Genomic DNA, 16,982 nt, shown 5'->3' with positions numbered 1-16,982 from the left:
CAGCGTGTCGATGCTTACATTGATACGGGACAGCCCGGCCTTATGCAGGTCCGAAGCCTGTTCGGCGAGCAAGGCGCCGTTGGTCGTCAGCGAAAGATCGTTTAAGCCCTCGATTGCCGACAACCGTTTCACGAGGCTGTGGAGATCCTTGCGAACCAAAGGTTCGCCGCCCGTCAGCCGGACTTTTTGAATGCCGAAATCCAGAAACAGCCGGACAACCCGTTCAATCTCCTCGAAAGACAGAACTTGTTGCCGCTCGATCCACGTGTACTCGTCGAAAGGCATGCAATAGGTACAACGAAAGTTGCATCGATCCGTGACGGAGATCCGCAGGTCCCGCATAGGGCGCTGAAGCTGATCCAGATGGGACATCAACGCCATTATAGCCTACGGCTGAAATTGAAGTCGCTACTCTGCCAATATGCTTATAAGGGCTATTATGTAAACTAAAAGCCCGTGTTACCGGATTGTGAACAAAGATTGTGGAAAAGCCTGTGGAAAAGTCTGGCCAGATCCAGAATAAGCCAACTAAAATCAACGGTTATAGCAGTTTGCACCGAATCCGGACACCCGCGCCACTGTTGAAAAGCGCCGCACAAAATGCAAAAAACGGCCTGTTTTTGCGGGATTTACTGGGAGGCATGCCTGCGGCCCAATATTCACGCCATTATTTGCGATAGCGTGCGCGATAATGCCCGAATGGCGCGAATCTGGTTCGGTACGTCGGGCTTCAGCTATAAAGAATGGAGGCCGAAATTCTATCCCGAAGGCCTTTCGGAAAAGCAGTTCCTGCACTATTACTCACGGCAGTTGAACAGTGTCGAGATCGACTACACCTTTTACAGGATGCCGAGCGCCAAGACCATCGATGCCTGGAAGGCTGCCACTCCCGATCAATTCAAGTTTACCCTTAAGGCTTCTCAGCAAATCACACATCGGCAACGGTTAAAGATTCCCTCGGAAGCATTGGATTACTTCGTGAGCGTCGTGCCTGGGCTCGAAAACAGGCTGGGAATGGTGCTGTTCCAGTTGCCGCCATTCTTCAAGTGCGACATTCAAAAACTGGAGATGTTTCTCTCGGTTTTGCCTCGCGGCATCCCGGCCGCTTTCGAATTCCGCCATGACTCGTGGTTCATCGATGAGGTTTTCGGGCTGTTGCGGCGGCACAACATCGGTTTATGTATTCACGACGCGGACGACCATACGACGCCATTGGAGGTGACGGCTGGATTTATCTATGTTCGCCTCCGAAGATCGCAGTACACAGACGCTCAGCGCGGGCGATGGCAGGACCGGATCCGCAATTGGGCGGACAGCGGCATCGAGGTTTTTGCCTACATCAAGCACGAAAACAATCCGGATGCGCCGCTGATCGCACTGGAATTCGCGAAGGGCTTGCGTTAAGGGGCCGAGCCCCGGTTTCCTCAGCGCTTCCGGTTCATTTCTTCCAGGACTTGTTTCAATTCGTCCAGTCTGGCTCCGGCTTCGCCAAGTTTTCCTTGCGAGGTCAGCCGCTGATAGTCGGTAAGCGCCTGGTTGGCGCGGTCTGCGAGCGAGCGGATATCCGGAGGTTGAGCCGGGGCTGGGGCTGCAGACGCCGGAACAGACTGTTGAGGCTGCGGACTTGGCGATGCCGCAGCCGTTGTTGCCGCGGGACTCGATTGAAGGAGTTGAGCAAGTGCTTCGGGGAATCGCGGCGCATATGCGAGACGATCCTGCGTGGCGAGAACGACGAGCCGTAACTCCGGCATCGGACTACGCTCGGCCTGAAGATAGATCGGTTCAACAAACAGCAACGTATCCTCGAGCGGCAGGACGAGGAGGTTGCCGCGAATCACCGTCGATCCCTGCTGATTCCACAGCGTCAGTTGGGAAGACAGCTGAGGATCCTGGTCGATCCGAGCCTGTATCTGGAGCGGTCCATCGACGAAGCGGGTCTTCGGAAACCGGTAGGCTCTCAGCGTACCGTATTTGTCTCCATCGCTGCGCCCGGCCATCCATCCAATGAGGTTATTTCGATTTGACGGCGTGAAGGGCAGAATCGAGACAAATTCCTGCTGCTTGTCTCCCGGGAATCGCATGGAGACGTAAAAGGGCTCGATATTGTCGGTCGAGGACTGGCCTTGCTGGCCTCTTCCCTGCTGCGCGACGGTCCACACATCTTCCCGGCCGTAAAACACCTGCTCGTTTTCAACGTGATAGGTCGAATAGATATTCGCCTGAATCCGGAAGAGCAGATCCGGATACCGTACGTGCGCACGCAGGAAATCGGGCATCTCCTTCACATCTGTGAAGAGAGCGGGAAACATCTTGCGGTACGACTGAATCAGGGGATCCGCCGGATCGAAAACATAAAAATGAACGCTTCCGTCATATGCATCGATAACGGCTTTGACGCTGTTGCGGATGTAATTCAGCGACCGGTCGCCAAGGGTAACGTGTCTGGAATAAGGGTAGCGATCCGACGTTGTAAAACCGTCCATGATCCAATACAGCTTGCCGTCGGCGCCCACGACGATGTATGGGTCTTCATCGAATAAGAGGAAGGGCGCGAGTTCGGAAACACGCTCCCGGATGTTCCGCCGCATCAGCAGCGCGCTGTCGGCAGTGATGTCGTCTGAGAATGGAACCTTGGTGATGTCGTTGATGTACCAGGCGATGAGGAGACGGCGGAAAAAGGATCCCATCTGGATTCCGCCGGCGCCCTGGTATGAGGTGTAGTTGTTGGCTTCGCCTTCCGGGTAGTTGAATTCCTTCTGTTTGGTTTTGACGTAGACAGGCCAGTCCGTAATCTCTCCAAAATAGATTTCCGGGCGGGTCACGCGGATGTCGGGCTGCGTACTCTCGACCGGCATATTGGAGAGGATGAACTCGGGCAGCCCTTCCTTCGTGAAGCGGCTGACGGGACTCATGGTGACGCCATAACCATGCGTGTAGACCAGCCGTTCGTTGACCCAATTCTGTGTGCCCGAAGGAAGTTTGCTCAAGCTCAGTTCCCTGGCCGCAAGCATCACGGACTCCGTCTTTCCGTTGATGGTATAGCGATCGACGTCGATGTCCGGAAAATCGTAATACGTTCGGATTTCCTGGATCTGCCGCAAGGTCGATTGCAGCGCGCGCCAATCCCAGAGCCGGATGTTGTCCAACGTTTCCTGATGCGCCGAGGGGTCGAACACTGCATTCGTCACGCGCGGCTCAAATGGAATTTCCTCGATGTGCTCGAGCGCATAGGCTTTCCTGGTGGACGCGATATTGTTGCTGATATAGGGGCGTTCCCGCACAAGCTCATTCGGCCGGACGACAAATGTGTTGACATAAAAAGGTGCGATTACGCCAGCCACGAGATAGGTAAGGGCAGGCACACCCGCAGCCAACGCAAGATTCCCAAGCCGGCCGGCCCGGATATTTGCGGCGGCGATGACAGCGCCGACAACGAGGGCAGCGATCACAAGCGTCAGCCCCGGAATGATGATTTTGTCGTCGACATATCTAACGCCCGTAAAGAGTGGGTTCTCGTCGTACAGAAGCGCAAACCGGCTGACCCAGGCCTGAAAAGCGACTGCAAGCAGGACAAGCGTCACACCAAACGATACGCCTTTGAAAACCGCCGAAACATCGGTGATCGAAAGGAAGATCGCCGCGACCAGTCCAATGATTGTGATTCCAAGAAGCCATCCGGCAATCGATTCCAGGACCGGCAGCGTAAACAGATAGAACGATAACGAGCGCCCGAAAACAGGATCCGAAATCGTCGGTGTCGGAACTCGATTGATGAAAGCGGCGTAAGTGCTCCAGTCGGAACTGAACGAGATACCAAAGAAAATGCCTACAACGATGGCCACCGGCAAAGCCAGACGTTTTAGCGTATCTCGCGTGGGAATCAGAATTGCTTCCTGTCCGAATTGAAGAAACGGGCGACGGGTGTTTCCGGATGGGGGTGTAACCAGGCGAAAGATGAGCCACAGCATAAAGGCGGTGACAAGGGATACAGCAAGGAACAGGGTGGATTGCGCGCGCAAGCGGTACCAGTAGACCGAAGTGAAGCCCAGGCTGCCGTACCACAGGCTTTCCACATAAAACGAAATGGATTGCAATCCCGCGATCAGAATGAAAACAGCAATGCCAAGGCGCACAAGGACGCGGCCCGCGGACCGCAGATCGGGAGGCTGATGATATTCAGGAGGCCGCATGATCCCCCTATACTATCCGCTCGCGCGTCTTTAGCGTTATGATCATATTTTGCCTCGAAGGGAGTTTTTTAAGTCGTAATGAGAAAGCCATTGTTGTTTTTGCCCGGCCCGATGCAGGTCCCGGATCCGGTTCGCGCAGCAGGAGACAGGCCGTTGTTCAACCACCGGTCGCCCCAGATGCTCGAATTGTTGACCAGGCTGGAGAAGGGTTGCCGGCCATTATTTGGCACGACAGGCAGCGTTTTGTTTCAGGCTTCGTCCGGCACCGGAGCGATGGAATCCGCGGTTGTGAACCTGACCTCTCCGGGGGACGAGGTTATCGTTGTGGTCGGGGGAACGTTTTCGATGCGCTGGGCCGATATTGCCAACGCGTACGGTCTGAATACCCGCATCATTGAGGTGGACTGGCGGCGCGGCGCGAACACCGAAGAAGTCGAAACGGGCCTGAAGCAGTGGCCGAAGGCCGAAGTTGTTTTTCACACCTGGAGCGAAAGCTCAACCGGCGTCCTGAACGACATGCCGGCGATTGGCAAGGCCGTTCGCTCGCAGGGCAAGGTTCTGGTTGCGGACGCGGTCTCGGGACTGGCCGTATCGCCGATGAGCATGGATGACTGGAACATTGACGTTGTCGTTGTCGGATCGCAGAAGGGATTAATGGTTTCCCCCGGACTTGCCGTGATCGCTGTCGGCAGCCGGGCGTGGGAAAGAAGCGAACGCACGAAAACCCCGCGCTTTTACTTTGATTGGAAGAAATTGAAAGGAACTGTTCCCTTTACCCCCGCATTATCGTTATTGTTTGAATTGGATGGTTCTCTGGAATTCATCCACTCTCAGGGAATGCAGAAGGTCTTTGCCCGTCGTGCCCAAGTGGCGGATCGGATCCGTGATCTGGTGAGGCGGTCGGGTATGGAAATTTATGCGCTGAAGCCTGGAAACGGAATTACCGGTGTAATTCCTCCGGGTGGGTTCGACATGGTCGGCCTGCGGCGGCGTCTCGAGAATGATTTCGGGATTCAGATTGCAGGCGGGTTAGGAAAGATAAAGTACACCATTTTCCGGATCGGCCATGTGGGGCACGTTACAGACGAGGAACTGGATTATTTCGTCGAGAGCTTTGAGCGCTGTCTAACGGCCTGAAACACAACTGCGGTTTTCTAAAAATTCATCGATGCAGACACGGAGATTTCCCGAGATTCCAGCGCGAATCGAGCGGCTGGAAGAACTTGCATACAATCTGAAGTGGAGTTGGGACTATCGTGCCCGGCTCCTGTTCAAGCGTCTGGATCCGGACGTCTGGAAAAATACCCAGCACAATCCCGTAAAACTTCTGCACACGATCGAGCCGGTACGTCTTGTCGCTGCCGGGCGGGATCCGGACTTCCTGCGTGAATACGACGTCACGATGAAGAGCCTCGATCGCGCAACCCGCCGGAACGACAAGTGGTTTCCAACGCAGTTCCCGGAGCTCGCCAAGCAGCCGATCGGCTATTTCTCGGCCGAGTTCGGCCTCCACACCTCGCTGCCTATTTATTCGGGCGGTCTGGGCATTCTTGCCGGAGATCACTGTAAGGAATCGAGCGACCTCGGGATTCCGCTGGTCGGCGTCGGCTTTGTTTATCCACAGGGATACTTTCACCAGCGGATTCAGGCTGATGGGTGGCAGGAAGATATTTACGAATTGCTCGACCGGAAAGAAGCACCGATCGAGTCCGCGAGCCCGAACCATGAAGAGCGATTCCTGGTCGAGCTGAATGTCGGCAGTTTGAATGTGTTCGTCGTCGTGTGGCGAGTGAATCTCGGCGCCATGCCTCTGTACTTGATGGATACCGACGTCGAAGAGAACCAGCATGGGGACCGGGAGCTCACCGCCAGGCTATACGGCGGCGACAAGGAACATCGCGTCCGTCAGGAGATTGTCCTTGGCATCGGCGGCGTTCGCGTCCTTCGCGGGCTCGGCATTCAGCCTGCCGTCTTCCACGCCAACGAGGGGCACACCGCATTCATGCTTCTCGAACGGGCCCGGGAACTCGTCCAACAGGGTCAGACCTTCGAAGAGGCCGCCGAGCAGATTCGCGCCACGAGCCTGTTCACGACCCACACGCCGGTTCCTGCCGGACACGATACGTTTCCCTTCCACATGATGGAGAAGCACTTCGCCGGCTATTGGGATGATCTTGCGCTGAGCAAGCAGGAGTTCATGGACCTGGGCCGTTTCGGAGATTCTTTCAATATGACGGTTCTGGCGCTGCGGATGTGCGGGTGGCGGAATGGAGTCAGCTATCTTCATGGCCGCGTGACGCGGCGGATGTGGCAGGTGGTCTGGCCGGAGCTGCCCGAGGACAAGGTTCCCATCACCTTCGTGACGAATGGCGTCCATGCCCCGACCTGGATCGCGCAGGAGCTAAGTTTGCTGTTCGACCGCTACCTTGGGCCGGAATGGGTCGACCGGCACGACGATATCTCGTTCTGGAACCGCGTTATGGATATTCCGGATGAGGAAATCTGGAGCGTCCATCTCCTGCTGAAACGGAAGTTTTTAACGTTTGCACGCGAGCGTGCGCGGGACCGCTGGTCGCGCGATCGGGTAGAGCCCCGGCAGGTCATCGCCATGGGGACGCTGCTCGATCCGGAAGCCTTGACGATTGGTTTCGCGCGGCGGTTTACGGGCTACAAGCGCGCCGCGCTGCTTTTCCACGATCTGCACCGGATCAAGACAATGATGCTCGATCAGTGGCGCCCCGTGCAGATTGTGTTCGCCGGCAAGGCGCATCCGGCGGACGAACACGGCAAACACCTGATCCATCAGATCTACTCGCTGGCTGCCGATAACGGCATGGCGGGTCATGTTGCCTTTATCGAGAACTATGAAATGCATGCCGCCCATTTCTTCACCCAGGGCGTGGACGTCTGGATGAATAACCCGCGGCCTCCGCTCGAGGCTTGCGGGACCAGCGGGCAGAAAGCCGCCATGAACGGCGTGCTCAACGTCAGTGTGCTCGATGGCTGGTGGTACGAAGGCTACAACGGAAATAACGGATGGGCGATCGGCGATCCGCCGGAAGATCTTGAAGTGCATTACGATGACGCCGGGGATGCCGAATCGCTGTACAAACTGCTCGAGCAGCAGATTGTTCCGCTCTACTACGAACGCGACCAGAACGGACTGCCGCACGGATGGATCCAGATGTTGAAAGAATCCATCCGCTCTATTGTTCCCAGGTTTTCCGCCAGCCGGATGCTGAAGGAATACGCGTCGCGTTTTTACGTGCCGGCGTCGAGGCAGGCGGTCAAGGTTCCGCAGAATCTGAAATAAAGTCTACAGCCGGAAGCCCCAGAGCGTCCGGCGCTCCGGATCGAACCCACTGGATTCCAGGGTTCGCTCAATCGCGGCGTTTCCCGGGTGAACTTCGGCGCTGATGCGGCGAATCCCGCGCTCTTTCGCATTTTCGAGCAGCGAGGTGATCAGCCCGCCGCCGACACCTTTGCCTCTCCATTGCGGAGCGACGAACAACGCGACGATGTCCATGGTTTCACCGCAGAATTCAGCGCGCCATTCATACGAGGCATAAGCGTAGCCGCAGAGTGTTCCGTTCTTGTTTTCAGCCACCACCACAAGGCCCCGGTCCGTTGAGTTCATAATGTGCTCGAAGACGCGGCGGGCGTCCTCGCTGGTTCCTTCCGCGCGGATGTTCGTCAACAGCTGCGTCGCCAGCTCGCAAAGCTGGTCCATGTCTGGTGGAGCCGCTGCTCGAATTTGAAAGGGTCTTGCGCTCACTGCTGGTATCCGGGTCGTCACCGGCATATTGTAATCTCCAATTCTAAATTTCGAAAATCCGATTTCCAGAGGTATATTGGTTTGCAATCGTTATGTCGAGTATTTCCAAGCTGAGCCGGAGGTGGGTTGCAGGCGCGGGACTCACGTTTCTCGTGCTTCTTGGCGCGGCCGTGGCTCCCTGGGGCCGGGAACAGCCCCGTGCCGCACGGGCTGCAGGCGATGTTCAAGTCTCGATCGACCAGTTCAACCGCTATATCGAGCAATGGTCGGAACCTGAAGGGTACTTTGATTCCGACAACTTCATTTCGAATGAAACCTCGTATCTTCACGTCATCGACGATCTGCACGCTCGAGTGAGTCCCGGAGGGATTTACCTCGGCGTCGGTCCCGACCAGAATTTCTCCTACATCGTTCATACGCGCCCTGTGCTCGCCATCGTAACGGACATTCGACGGCAGAACATGCTGGAACATCTCTGGTACAAAGCTCTTTTTTCACTGGCATCTGACCGCGTGGAATACCTGGCTCTGCTTGTATCCCGGGAGCCGCCGCGCGTCAAGCCCGGCGCAAGACTGGAAGACATACTTCAAGCGGTTCGCAGTTCGCCGACCAGCGAGAAGTTGTTCGATAAAAATCTGGATGCCGTCAAAAAGGCCATTACCGGAACGGCCAAAGTAAGACTTTCAGCGGACGATCTGGGCAAAATCGAATACGTTTATCGGAGCTTCTGGGAACAGAATCTCAGTCTTCGCTTCTCTTCGATCGGCCGGGGGAACGCGTTGAATTATCCCACCTATGAAGAAATGCTCCTCGAGACGGATCGGCACGGCCGCGAACAGAGCTACCTTTCGTCAGAGGAGTTGTTTCAGTGGCTTAAGAAGTTTGAAGCCGAAAATCGGCTGATCCCGATCGTCGGCGATTTCGCGGGCTCGCATGCGCTAAGGACGGTTGGATCATTTCTGAAGACCAATGGCCTGCGTGTGTCGGCGTTTTACACGTCGAACGTCGAGTATTATCTGTTCGACCGCCCAACCTGGAGCCGCTATGTCGCCAACGTGAAGAGCCTGCCGCTCAGCGACGACTCGGTCTTTATCCGTTCGGATTTCGCGAACGGGCCAGCTCATCCGTTGAATGTGCCCGGACATCGATCGACTTCCATAGTCGCTTCGATCCCGCGCTTCATCCAGGACTATGATGCCCGGCGGCTCGAATCCTACTGGGATGTCGTCAAGGCTCAGTAGTCGCGGGCTTTAGCCCGCGACTACATATTTGACGCGCAGTTCATTTAAGCGCTCTTGACCAGCGTCCGGACACCTTCGGACGGCCGTTCACGTACCAGCTGCCACTTCTTCAGCTTGTTGCGCAGCGCTTTGTACGAGATTTTCAAACGGCGGGCTGATTCCTTTCTGTTCCAGCCCGTCTCCTCCAGCATCCGAAGGACAACTTCTTTCTCCGCCATTTCCGCGGCGTGTCCTGCGACCTCTTTGAGCGAGAGGTTGACGGGTTGGATCGGAACCGCGACCGCTTCGGGCGACGCATTCCGCAGTTCGCCTGTGATGTCGGCGTCGGGGAGAATGAGGTACCGTTTAATAATATTCTCCAGCTGGCGGACGTTCCCGGGCCAGTCATAGCGAAGGAAAGACTCCATGAGGTCCTTTGGGATGATCTGCACGGAGCTCTGGTAGCGCTCGCGATACTTCTCGAGGAAGTGGTTGCACAACAGCGGGATGTCCTCGCGCCGCTCGCGTAGCGGGGGGACTTCGAGTTTGATCACGTTCAACCGGAAGTACAGGTCGTTTCGGAACTCGCCTTTGAGGACGGCTTCCTTCAGTTTCTTGTTTGTTGCCGCCAGAATCCGTACGTTCACCTTGACCGGTTTCTTGCCGCCAAGGCGGCTGAATTCGGCATCCTGGAGAACATGGAGAAGCTTTGCCTGAAGATGCGGGCTCATTTCGCCGATTTCGTCGAGCAGGAGCGTTCCCTTGTCCGCCTGCTCAAATTTTCCCATTTTGTCTCGAATTGCTCCCGTAAAGGCGCCGCGCTCGTAGCCGAACAGTTCGGATTCCAGGAGTTCGTGCGGCAGCGCCGCGCAGTTCACTTTAACGAACGGGCCATCCATGCGATTCGACTGCTCGTGAATGAAACTTGCGACGACCTCCTTGCCCACGCCGGATTCGCCCAGGATCAGGACTGGTACGTCTGTGCTTGCGACGTGACGCGAGATGTCGATGATCCGGAGCATCGAGGGGTTTGAGGTCAGGATATTTCCCTGCTCCACGTAGGCAAGCTGTTGCTTCAGTGTCTTGACTTCTTCTTTGAGCCGTTCTTTCTCCAGCGCGTTCTGGATCGCGAGTTCGAGAGCTTCTTCCTCGAACGGTTTCGTCAGATAGTCGGAAGCGCCGATCTTCATGGCTTCAACGACGGTCTTGATCTGTCCGATTCCGGAAAGGATGATGATCGGTAGCGCTGGATGTATGGTTTTGACGTTCGACAAAACCTCGATTCCGTCCTTGCCGGGCAGCATCACGTCCAGCAATATCATCGAAGGTGAGTACCCGGAGGCGAGACGTTCGATCGCCTCATCTCCGGACCCCAGACAATCGACCTCGTAGCCGGAGGAACCCAGAAAAGCAGCGAGGTAATCGCGGGTGTTTTTATCGTCGTCTACGACCAGAATGGACTGCTTGCTCATGGCTATTTTCCTCACCGGCCATACTCACGGCCGGCAGTGTGAACAGGAATGTCGCGCCCTGTCCTGCGGTACTATTCACAAAAACCCGGCCTCCGTGCATTCCCACAACGTCATACACACCGGAGAGATTGACGGCATCGGAGTCTGCGTGCTCCACCGCCGGTTTCGTAATCGCGTTGAAGGACCGATCGAAGATCTTTGTCAGCGCTTCTGCTGGAATCGAAGCGCCTTTCTCGTTGATTTTGACCGTCACTTCCTTATCCCTGCCGTGCGAAAACTCCGCGGAGATCGTCCCCGATGCGTTTGAAACAGATGCGGCGGCAGCGATAAGTTCAGTGAACACGTAGGCGAGCTTGTCCTGGTCGCCCACGACCACAAAAGGTTCTTCCGGAATTTTGGCGGTGAGTTGCAGAGACTTGTCCGCAAGCTTCTGCCGCATGGACTGTACGGACTCCATCCACACGGGCCGTAAATCAAACACGCTCAGCGTGAGGTGTTGCGCCGTCAACTCGGAGACGTAGCTCATCCAGCTGACAAGGCCGATCATCCGGTTGGTATTCTCCATGACGACCCGGAGATAGTCCTTATGTGTGGAATTGACTTCTCCACCGCGGCCATCCGCGATCATCCGCGCATAACCACGAATGGCGGCGAGAGGTGTCCTCAATTCATGTGCGACGTTTGCCTGGAGGTGCGACCGCATCTGGATCAGAGCGCCGAGCTCATTTCTTTCAGCGGCGATCCCGGCGAGATCTTTTTCGATCTCGTCAACACGGCCGGCGGCCGCCTTCAATCTGCTGTTTTCCTGGAGTAACTGTTCGATTTGCTGCAGGCGGCCGAGGATGGGAGATAACTCATAGGCCAGCTGGCGGACACTCTCGATTTCTTCTGCGGACAATTGCGGTGCGTCCATCGGCGACACCAGGCCGATGACCGCTTGCAGCGCGCTCTCATTGATGAGCGGAATCAAAACGACGCTCGAGCGGGCCGCGCTTGCGGGACGAAGTACAGGACTTTCTTCCGCATGGCTGATGCCGGCCATCTCTCCCTGTTCCAGTTTCTTGTAGAGCGCCGGGTGCCGATCCAGATGGGATTTTACCCACGATGGGATCTGCTGGCTTTTCGAAAGCGTGTCGAACAGGCCAAAGAATACCTCCGCATGATGGAGGTCGTTGCCGATAATCCGGATCAGATCACCGTGGAAAGTTTCTACGTCCCGTGACTCATTTAATCGTGCAATAGGAGTTCTTTCAGTGCCGCGAACTGGTGATCCGTCCATTCCACACTCCAAGTCGTTCGCCGTACCTGTGCACGAGGTCTACCAATCGGTCTCAGCCGTGAAATCAATGGGTTATCAGATAGAAGATGACTGGTATCGGAGTTCTCAGCGGAATTCACACCGGGCGTGAGGTAAAAAATTCCCGAAGGCCCGCAGCGCTCACGGAATCCAGTTGCCACAGGAAGTGTAATTGCAAGGTGTTGCGCATGACACGAGTGCTGTTAGTCGAAGACTCGGCCGATGTCTTGTACGTTTTACAAATCGAACTGGAATGGTTGGGATATGAAGTCGACGCTGCCTCGAATGCCGGTATGGCTCTGGAGGCCGCGAAGCGGGTAGGCCCCGACATCATCGTTTCCGATCTCGGAATGCCGGATGTCGACGGATGCGAGTTCATGCGGCGGGTGCGGGCCATACCTGCACTGACTTCCGTTCCGGCGATCGCACTCACCGGAGCGACGCTCGAAAGAGATATCCAGAAAGCGCTGGCCGCCGGATTCACCGCGCATCTTGTAAAGCCTGTGGATTCGTCAGATCTTGGACAAAAAATCGAACTCCTGACGTCGCGCCGGTTACAGCGGAAGGCGGGATAGGGTTTCGAAATACTTTGCGAACATCTTCATTCCGCCCGACGCCTGCTCCCAATCGAAGTTCTCGTTGGGGGCGTGATAGCCATGCTCCGGAAGACTGAGGCCTAAAAATACAATCGGCGCCTTGAGGTATTTCTGCATCGTGACGACGGCGCCGATGGAGCCGCCTTCGCGCACGAATGCCGGATTCCTGCCGAATGCGCTTCGCATCGCGTCGCGCGCCGCATCGGCGTGTGGCCCCGTATGCGGACCGAGATACGGGTTCAAGACGGATTCAGGAATAAATTCCACGTCCGGGTTACGCCCTTTGATGAACTTTCTCACCAGTTTCAGGATCTTCTCGCCTCTCTGGTTGGGAACCAGACGCATGCTGATTTTGGCTTCGGCTCGATATGGGATGGCGGTCTTCACACCTGGCCCGGTGTAACCGCCAACGATTCCGTGGACTTCGAAGGTTGGCCGGGCCCAGATCCGGTTCGCGATATCCGCCGCATCGCCCTCTCGCATTTTCTTCAGTTCGTGGGCGCGCTTGAATTCCTTCACACTGAAACCGGAGGCCAGAAAATTGTCCCTTTCGGCCTTCGACAGTTTCGCCACGTCATCGTAGAAACCCGGAATCTTCACCTGCCCTTTCTTGACGTCATAGCACTCGGAAATCAATTGGCAGAGTTCCGTTATCGGATTCCGGGTGGCGCCGCCGGTGACCCCCGAATGGACGTCCTTTGTTCCCGTCTCGAGCACAAGCCGCACAGGCGCCAGCCCGCGCAGTCCGTACGCCACAGCGGGCTTGCCTCTGGCGATCCAGATCGTATCGGATACAGCGATCGAGTCGGTCCGGAGATCGCCCGCTTTGCTCTTCAGGAAATGCTCAAAATTCGGGCTGCCGATCTCCTCTTCAAACTCCCAGATGAACTGGATGTTGACCGGTATGCCCTGCTCCAAAGCGTACCGCGCGCCGAACAATGCAGTCAGCGCAGGTCCTTTGTCGTCTGTCGAGCCGCGGCCGATGTACCGGTTGCCTTCCTTATGGAAGACGAACGGAGCGCGCTGCCACTGGGGCTCGTTCGCCGGCTGAACATCGAGGTGGTTGTATATCGTCACTGTCGGACGATTCGTTCCGGTTATGAATTTGCCGATGACAACGGGATTTCCCGGCGTCGGAATCGCTTCGGCATCGCCGCCCAGTCGACGGAGGTATGCGACGGCGGCTTCAGCTCCGCGATGGATATCCGGGCTGTGTTCGGGTTCGGCGCTGACTGTGGGAATCTCGACCCATTCGCGCAGTTTGGATTCGAATTCAGCTTGTGATGTTTCCACGTATCGGTCGATGTCGGATTTCATATCCGGGTAATTGTATATAATCGCTCGACACTGAGGATATGGATTGGCGCGATAGAACCGAAAGCTACTTCAAAGATTTGCAGGATCGCATCGTCAAAGCGGTTGAGGATCTCGACGGTGTCCGTTTCCGCGAGGACATCTGGTCCCGGCAGAGCGGCGGCGGCGGCCGGACCCGCATCCTCGAGGAAGGAAAGGTCTTCGAAAAAGCCGGAGTCAATTTTTCCTCGGTTCACGGAAACCTGCCCGAACAGTTTGCTTCGAAAATTCCCCATGGCAACGGCACGGCGTTTTTTGCGGCAGGTGTCTCGTTGGTCCTTCACCCGCGCAGTCCAATGGTCCCCGCCGTTCATGCCAATTTTCGATATCTCGAAAAAGGTGATGCCGAATGGTTCGGCGGCGGAACCGATCTCACGCCCTGTTATCCCTATGCCGAAGATGCGTCTCATTTTCACCGCACGATCAAGCAGGCTTGTGACCGGAACGACACCGAGTTTTATCCGCGTTTCAAGAAGTGGTGTGATGAATACTTTACGTTGAAACATCGAAACGAGATGCGCGGCATCGGTGGGATTTTCTTCGACTACCTTCAGGGCGATCGCGAAAAGAACTTCGCATTTGTACAAGATGTCGGGAATTCGTTTCTGAGCGCATATGTTCCCATTGTTCAGCGGCGCCTGAATGAGCCGTATGGTGAACAGGAGCGTCAGTATCAGCTCTACCGGCGCGGAAGATATGTGGAGTTTAACCTCCTCTATGACCGCGGAACGATTTTCGGCCTGGAAACCCGCGGCCGCACCGAATCGATCCTGATGAGCCTGCCCCCGCTCGTACGCTGGGTCTACGACTTTACGCCCGCTCCCGGTTCGCTCGAAGAGAAGGCGCTCGAATTTTACCAGCCGAAAGACTGGGCCTGAGCCATGTTCTGCAGGTTCTGCGGATTTCACATACCCGAAGACAGCCTCTTCTGTCCGAAGTGCGGTAAGCGGCTCGGAGCGCGCGGCAACCCGCGCCTCGAAAAGATCGTTCAGCGCTTCCGGCTGAAAACGCCCTATCCTTATGCCGGGCTGCTGATTCTCCTCTTTGTCGTCTGGGTGGTCTGGCCGAGAGCCAGCAGCGCCGACTATTCGCACTTGAAATTCAGCATTGAGCTGGATAAGAAAGTCAACGATCCCGCCGGCCACATGTATTTGCAGGCGTTTTCCATCGTGATCGAGAATATGGGTTCGACGGCCGTTACAGACCTTCCGATCGAACTGCGGGCCCGAATTGAGCCTCGGAAACGGGCGGATGTCGAAGCCGACTTCATTGGCCGGCGCCTGTTGATCCTGCAGCAGGGACAAACGCTTCCGTTGACGGTTGTTGTCGGCGGCACGATCCCGCCGCACGGAAAACAACGGGTTCAACTCAACGGCAATGTGGAAACCGACCCGCCGTTCAAAGTGACCTATGAAATACGCGATGAAGACGGCCGGACTGTCCTTGCCAACTACGTGGTGGAGGAACAATGAAAAAGTGGGCGGTACGATTGTTAATCCTCGCGGCCTGTTTCCTCGGATTCTTCCTTCTGGTTGTGCTTCCGGTTGCCGGATCGTTTCTCATCACCAATAGCCGCTTTCAGTACCGGGAGCGCGGACCGGCGACGGCCCAGGCTGCCGGTCTGGCGGTCACCGATGTGGCGTTTGCTTCGAGCGACGGCATTCCGCTGAAAGGCTGGTGGAACTCCGGCGAGGCGGCGATGCCGGTCATCATTTTCGTTCACGGGCTGAATCGATCGCGTCTGGAAATGCTCGAACGGGCCGCCGACGCCAGCCGTCGTGGCTACGGAGTACTGCTGTTCGACCTGAGGAATCACGGGCAGAGCGGCCATGCCTACACCACGATCGGTATCTTCGAGAGCCGCGATGTGTGCGCCGCGTCGAAACTCGCCGGGCAAAAAGCGCCCGGGCGGCCGCGGGTTTTATGGGGTGTTTCAATGGGCGCTTCCAGCGCGATTCTGGCGGCGAAACGGTGCCCCGGCTTTCAAGCCATTATTTCCGACAGCTCGTTTCTGTCGTTTCGCGATACGGTGGCGCATCACTTGAATCTTCTCTTTCACCTGCCTTCGTTTCCGATTTCCAATTTGATTGTCGCGATCACGGCTTTCCGTATGGGATTCAACCCGGACGACGGAGACGTCGAAGCCGCGATCAAACAACTCAACGTTCCCATCCTCTTTATCGCGGGGAGCGCCGACCGCCGAATGCCTCCGGCATTGGCGGAACAGATGTATAACGCTTCGCCGAACCCTCTCAAACAGCTTTTGATTGTGCCAGGCGCCACGCACGGCGAGGCTTTCAGAACGGATCGCGATCGCTATCTGAATTCCGTGTACCGGTTTCTGGAGACCGTCCGCTATAATTCGGCCACTTCGCATCCGTCAGGAGGGTCTTAAAACACAGTGAGCAAGACGCCGCCGGAAGCGCCCGCAACCGATCGCGTCCTTGAAGCGCTGTCGACGTTGGCCGCACTGCTTGAGCGCGCCATCGGCGAAGTCAAAGGCCTCGACTCCGACTTTCAAAATCGTGTCCTGCAAGCCGTACACGAAACGGAAGCTTCCCTTCAAAGCCAGGCAGCCCAGCGTCTCGAGGAAGCGCTGACCCAGACGCGTGCTCATCTGGAAGAACAGTTCAAAACGAAAATGACCGAAATGTCTTCGGAATGGGACACGGAGCGCGCCCGGTTGAATGCGGAGATCGATAAGATCACGCAAAGCGCCGCTAAATGGGAAGGCGAACGTTCCCGGCTGAATGGAGAGCTGGCACGGCTCGCTCGCCTTCAGGCAGCCACCCAGATCGAGGCCGAGAGAACCATCGCCGCGATGAAAGCGGCTTCGAGTTCGAAGGCAACTCCATCCGCTGCCGGCGGCGAGTCGCTGAAGAAGGAAATCGAGCGGGTCGAAGGACTCATCAAGCAGATCTCAGATCTCATCGACGACCCCGCAACAGAGCTTTCGACCGTGATTCGCAAGAATGTGGAACGTGCGGAACTGGAAGCGTATTTGAAAGGCATCCGGTTCGCCGTAGTCCCTGTTCAACCAAGAGATTAGCATAACAAGGTTTTAGCCGCGGATGACGCG

15 protein-coding genes are annotated in these 16,982 nt (G+C 56.4%); 9 read left to right on the top strand and 6 right to left on the bottom strand.

Annotation, left to right across the window (positions count from 1 at the left end):
• Positions 1 to 372: radical SAM protein (locus VGK48_19920; GenBank protein ID HEY2383449.1), on the bottom strand; the 372-nt coding region annotated here is incomplete at its 3' end.
• Between the two features lie 327 nt (positions 373 to 699).
• Between VGK48_19920 and VGK48_19915 the strand changes: the two genes are divergently transcribed.
• A complete protein-coding gene (locus VGK48_19915; protein HEY2383448.1) occupies positions 700 to 1,404 on the top strand; it encodes a DUF72 domain-containing protein in 705 nt (234 codons plus the stop codon).
• 20 nt (positions 1,405 to 1,424) lie between these two features.
• Here the strand turns inward: VGK48_19915 and VGK48_19910 are convergent, their stop codons facing one another.
• Entirely contained in the window at positions 1,425 to 4,190 is a 2,766-nt protein-coding gene (locus VGK48_19910; protein ID HEY2383447.1) for a UPF0182 family protein, read from the bottom strand.
• A gap of 78 nt (positions 4,191 to 4,268) precedes the next feature.
• On the opposite strand from VGK48_19910, the gene VGK48_19905 reads away from it, so the two are divergent.
• Together VGK48_19905 and glgP are read left to right on the top strand one after the other, a co-directional pair.
• Positions 4,269 to 5,327 (top strand): alanine--glyoxylate aminotransferase family protein, encoded by a 1,059-nt coding sequence (locus tag VGK48_19905; GenBank protein HEY2383446.1) that lies wholly within the window; start codon positions 4,269 to 4,271, stop codon positions 5,325 to 5,327.
• A gap of 31 nt (positions 5,328 to 5,358) precedes the next feature.
• On the top strand, positions 5,359 to 7,503 hold the full coding sequence (gene glgP / locus VGK48_19900; GenBank protein ID HEY2383445.1) for an alpha-glucan family phosphorylase: 2,145 nt from the start codon (positions 5,359 to 5,361) through the stop codon (positions 7,501 to 7,503).
• A 3-nt stretch (positions 7,504 to 7,506) separates the two neighbouring features.
• Here the strand turns inward: glgP and VGK48_19895 are convergent, their stop codons facing one another.
• Complete coding sequence (locus VGK48_19895; protein ID HEY2383444.1) at positions 7,507 to 7,965, bottom strand: GNAT family N-acetyltransferase; 459 nt, start codon at positions 7,963 to 7,965, stop codon at positions 7,507 to 7,509.
• Between the two features lie 92 nt (positions 7,966 to 8,057).
• On the opposite strand from VGK48_19895, the gene VGK48_19890 reads away from it, so the two are divergent.
• Complete coding sequence (locus VGK48_19890) at positions 8,058 to 9,206, top strand: hypothetical protein (protein ID HEY2383443.1); 1,149 nt, start codon at positions 8,058 to 8,060, stop codon at positions 9,204 to 9,206.
• 44 nt (positions 9,207 to 9,250) lie between these two features.
• On the opposite strand, the gene VGK48_19885 is transcribed toward VGK48_19890, so the two are convergent.
• Entirely contained in the window at positions 9,251 to 10,657 is a 1,407-nt protein-coding gene (locus VGK48_19885; protein HEY2383442.1) for a sigma-54 dependent transcriptional regulator, read from the bottom strand.
• Positions 10,620 to 11,936 carry a histidine kinase dimerization/phospho-acceptor domain-containing protein gene (locus VGK48_19880; GenBank protein ID HEY2383441.1) on the bottom strand — a complete coding sequence of 439 codons (1,317 nt, stop codon included), beginning with the start codon at positions 11,934 to 11,936 and terminating at the stop codon, positions 10,620 to 10,622. Before VGK48_19880 ends, VGK48_19885 begins: the two co-directional genes overlap by 38 nt.
• A gap of 206 nt (positions 11,937 to 12,142) precedes the next feature.
• On the opposite strand from VGK48_19880, the gene VGK48_19875 reads away from it, so the two are divergent.
• Positions 12,143 to 12,529 carry a response regulator gene (locus VGK48_19875; protein HEY2383440.1) on the top strand — a complete coding sequence of 129 codons (387 nt, stop codon included), beginning with the start codon at positions 12,143 to 12,145 and terminating at the stop codon, positions 12,527 to 12,529.
• On the opposite strand, the gene VGK48_19870 is transcribed toward VGK48_19875, so the two are convergent.
• Positions 12,509 to 13,867, bottom strand: coding sequence for a M20/M25/M40 family metallo-hydrolase (locus tag VGK48_19870; protein HEY2383439.1), 1,359 nt, complete (start codon positions 13,865 to 13,867; stop codon positions 12,509 to 12,511). The two genes, VGK48_19875 and VGK48_19870, sit on opposite strands and share 21 nt — an antisense overlap.
• A gap of 38 nt (positions 13,868 to 13,905) precedes the next feature.
• On the opposite strand from VGK48_19870, the gene hemF reads away from it, so the two are divergent.
• From hemF to VGK48_19850, 4 genes are read left to right on the top strand one after another with little or no spacing between them, the layout of a single operon-like run.
• Positions 13,906 to 14,781 carry an oxygen-dependent coproporphyrinogen oxidase gene (gene hemF, locus VGK48_19865; protein HEY2383438.1) on the top strand — a complete coding sequence of 292 codons (876 nt, stop codon included), beginning with the start codon at positions 13,906 to 13,908 and terminating at the stop codon, positions 14,779 to 14,781.
• Between the two features lie 3 nt (positions 14,782 to 14,784).
• A complete protein-coding gene (locus VGK48_19860; GenBank protein ID HEY2383437.1) occupies positions 14,785 to 15,375 on the top strand; it encodes a zinc-ribbon domain-containing protein in 591 nt (196 codons plus the stop codon).
• Positions 15,372 to 16,298, top strand: a complete 927-nt coding sequence (locus VGK48_19855; protein ID HEY2383436.1) for an alpha/beta fold hydrolase — start codon at positions 15,372 to 15,374, stop codon at positions 16,296 to 16,298. Before VGK48_19860 ends, VGK48_19855 begins: the two co-directional genes overlap by 4 nt.
• 6 nt (positions 16,299 to 16,304) lie before the next feature.
• Positions 16,305 to 16,952: a hypothetical protein gene (locus tag VGK48_19850; GenBank protein ID HEY2383435.1), complete on the top strand. Its 648-nt coding sequence runs from the start codon at positions 16,305 to 16,307 to the stop codon at positions 16,950 to 16,952.
• Positions 16,953 to 16,982 lie beyond the last annotated feature (30 nt).

The sequence above is a fragment of the Terriglobia bacterium genome (assembly GCA_036496425.1).
Classification (GTDB): domain Bacteria; phylum Acidobacteriota; class Terriglobia; order 20CM-2-55-15; family 20CM-2-55-15; genus 20CM-2-55-15.
This window is presented reverse-complemented; position numbering and strand designations above follow the sequence as displayed.

Bases quoted from the DNA above. Each gene is read 5' to 3' on its own strand.
- VGK48_19915 (HEY2383448.1), top strand. From the start codon at position 700: ATGGCGCGAATCTGGTTCGGTACGTCGGGCTTCAGCTATAAAGAATGG.
- VGK48_19855 (HEY2383436.1), top strand. From the start codon at position 15,372: ATGAAAAAGTGGGCGGTACGATTGTTAATCCTCGCGGCCTGTTTCCTC.
- VGK48_19875 (HEY2383440.1), top strand. From the start codon at position 12,143: ATGACACGAGTGCTGTTAGTCGAAGACTCGGCCGATGTCTTGTACGTT.
- VGK48_19905 (HEY2383446.1), top strand. From the start codon at position 4,269: ATGAGAAAGCCATTGTTGTTTTTGCCCGGCCCGATGCAGGTCCCGGAT.
- VGK48_19880 (HEY2383441.1), bottom strand. From the start codon at position 11,936: ATGGACGGATCACCAGTTCGCGGCACTGAAAGAACTCCTATTGCACGA.
- hemF (HEY2383438.1), top strand. From the start codon at position 13,906: ATGGATTGGCGCGATAGAACCGAAAGCTACTTCAAAGATTTGCAGGAT.
- glgP (HEY2383445.1), top strand. From the start codon at position 5,359: ATGCAGACACGGAGATTTCCCGAGATTCCAGCGCGAATCGAGCGGCTG.
- VGK48_19910 (HEY2383447.1), bottom strand. From the start codon at position 4,190: ATGCGGCCTCCTGAATATCATCAGCCTCCCGATCTGCGGTCCGCGGGC.
- VGK48_19885 (HEY2383442.1), bottom strand. From the start codon at position 10,657: ATGAGCAAGCAGTCCATTCTGGTCGTAGACGACGATAAAAACACCCGC.
- VGK48_19890 (HEY2383443.1), top strand. From the start codon at position 8,058: ATGTCGAGTATTTCCAAGCTGAGCCGGAGGTGGGTTGCAGGCGCGGGA.
- VGK48_19870 (HEY2383439.1), bottom strand. From the start codon at position 13,867: ATGAAATCCGACATCGACCGATACGTGGAAACATCACAAGCTGAATTC.
- VGK48_19860 (HEY2383437.1), top strand. From the start codon at position 14,785: ATGTTCTGCAGGTTCTGCGGATTTCACATACCCGAAGACAGCCTCTTC.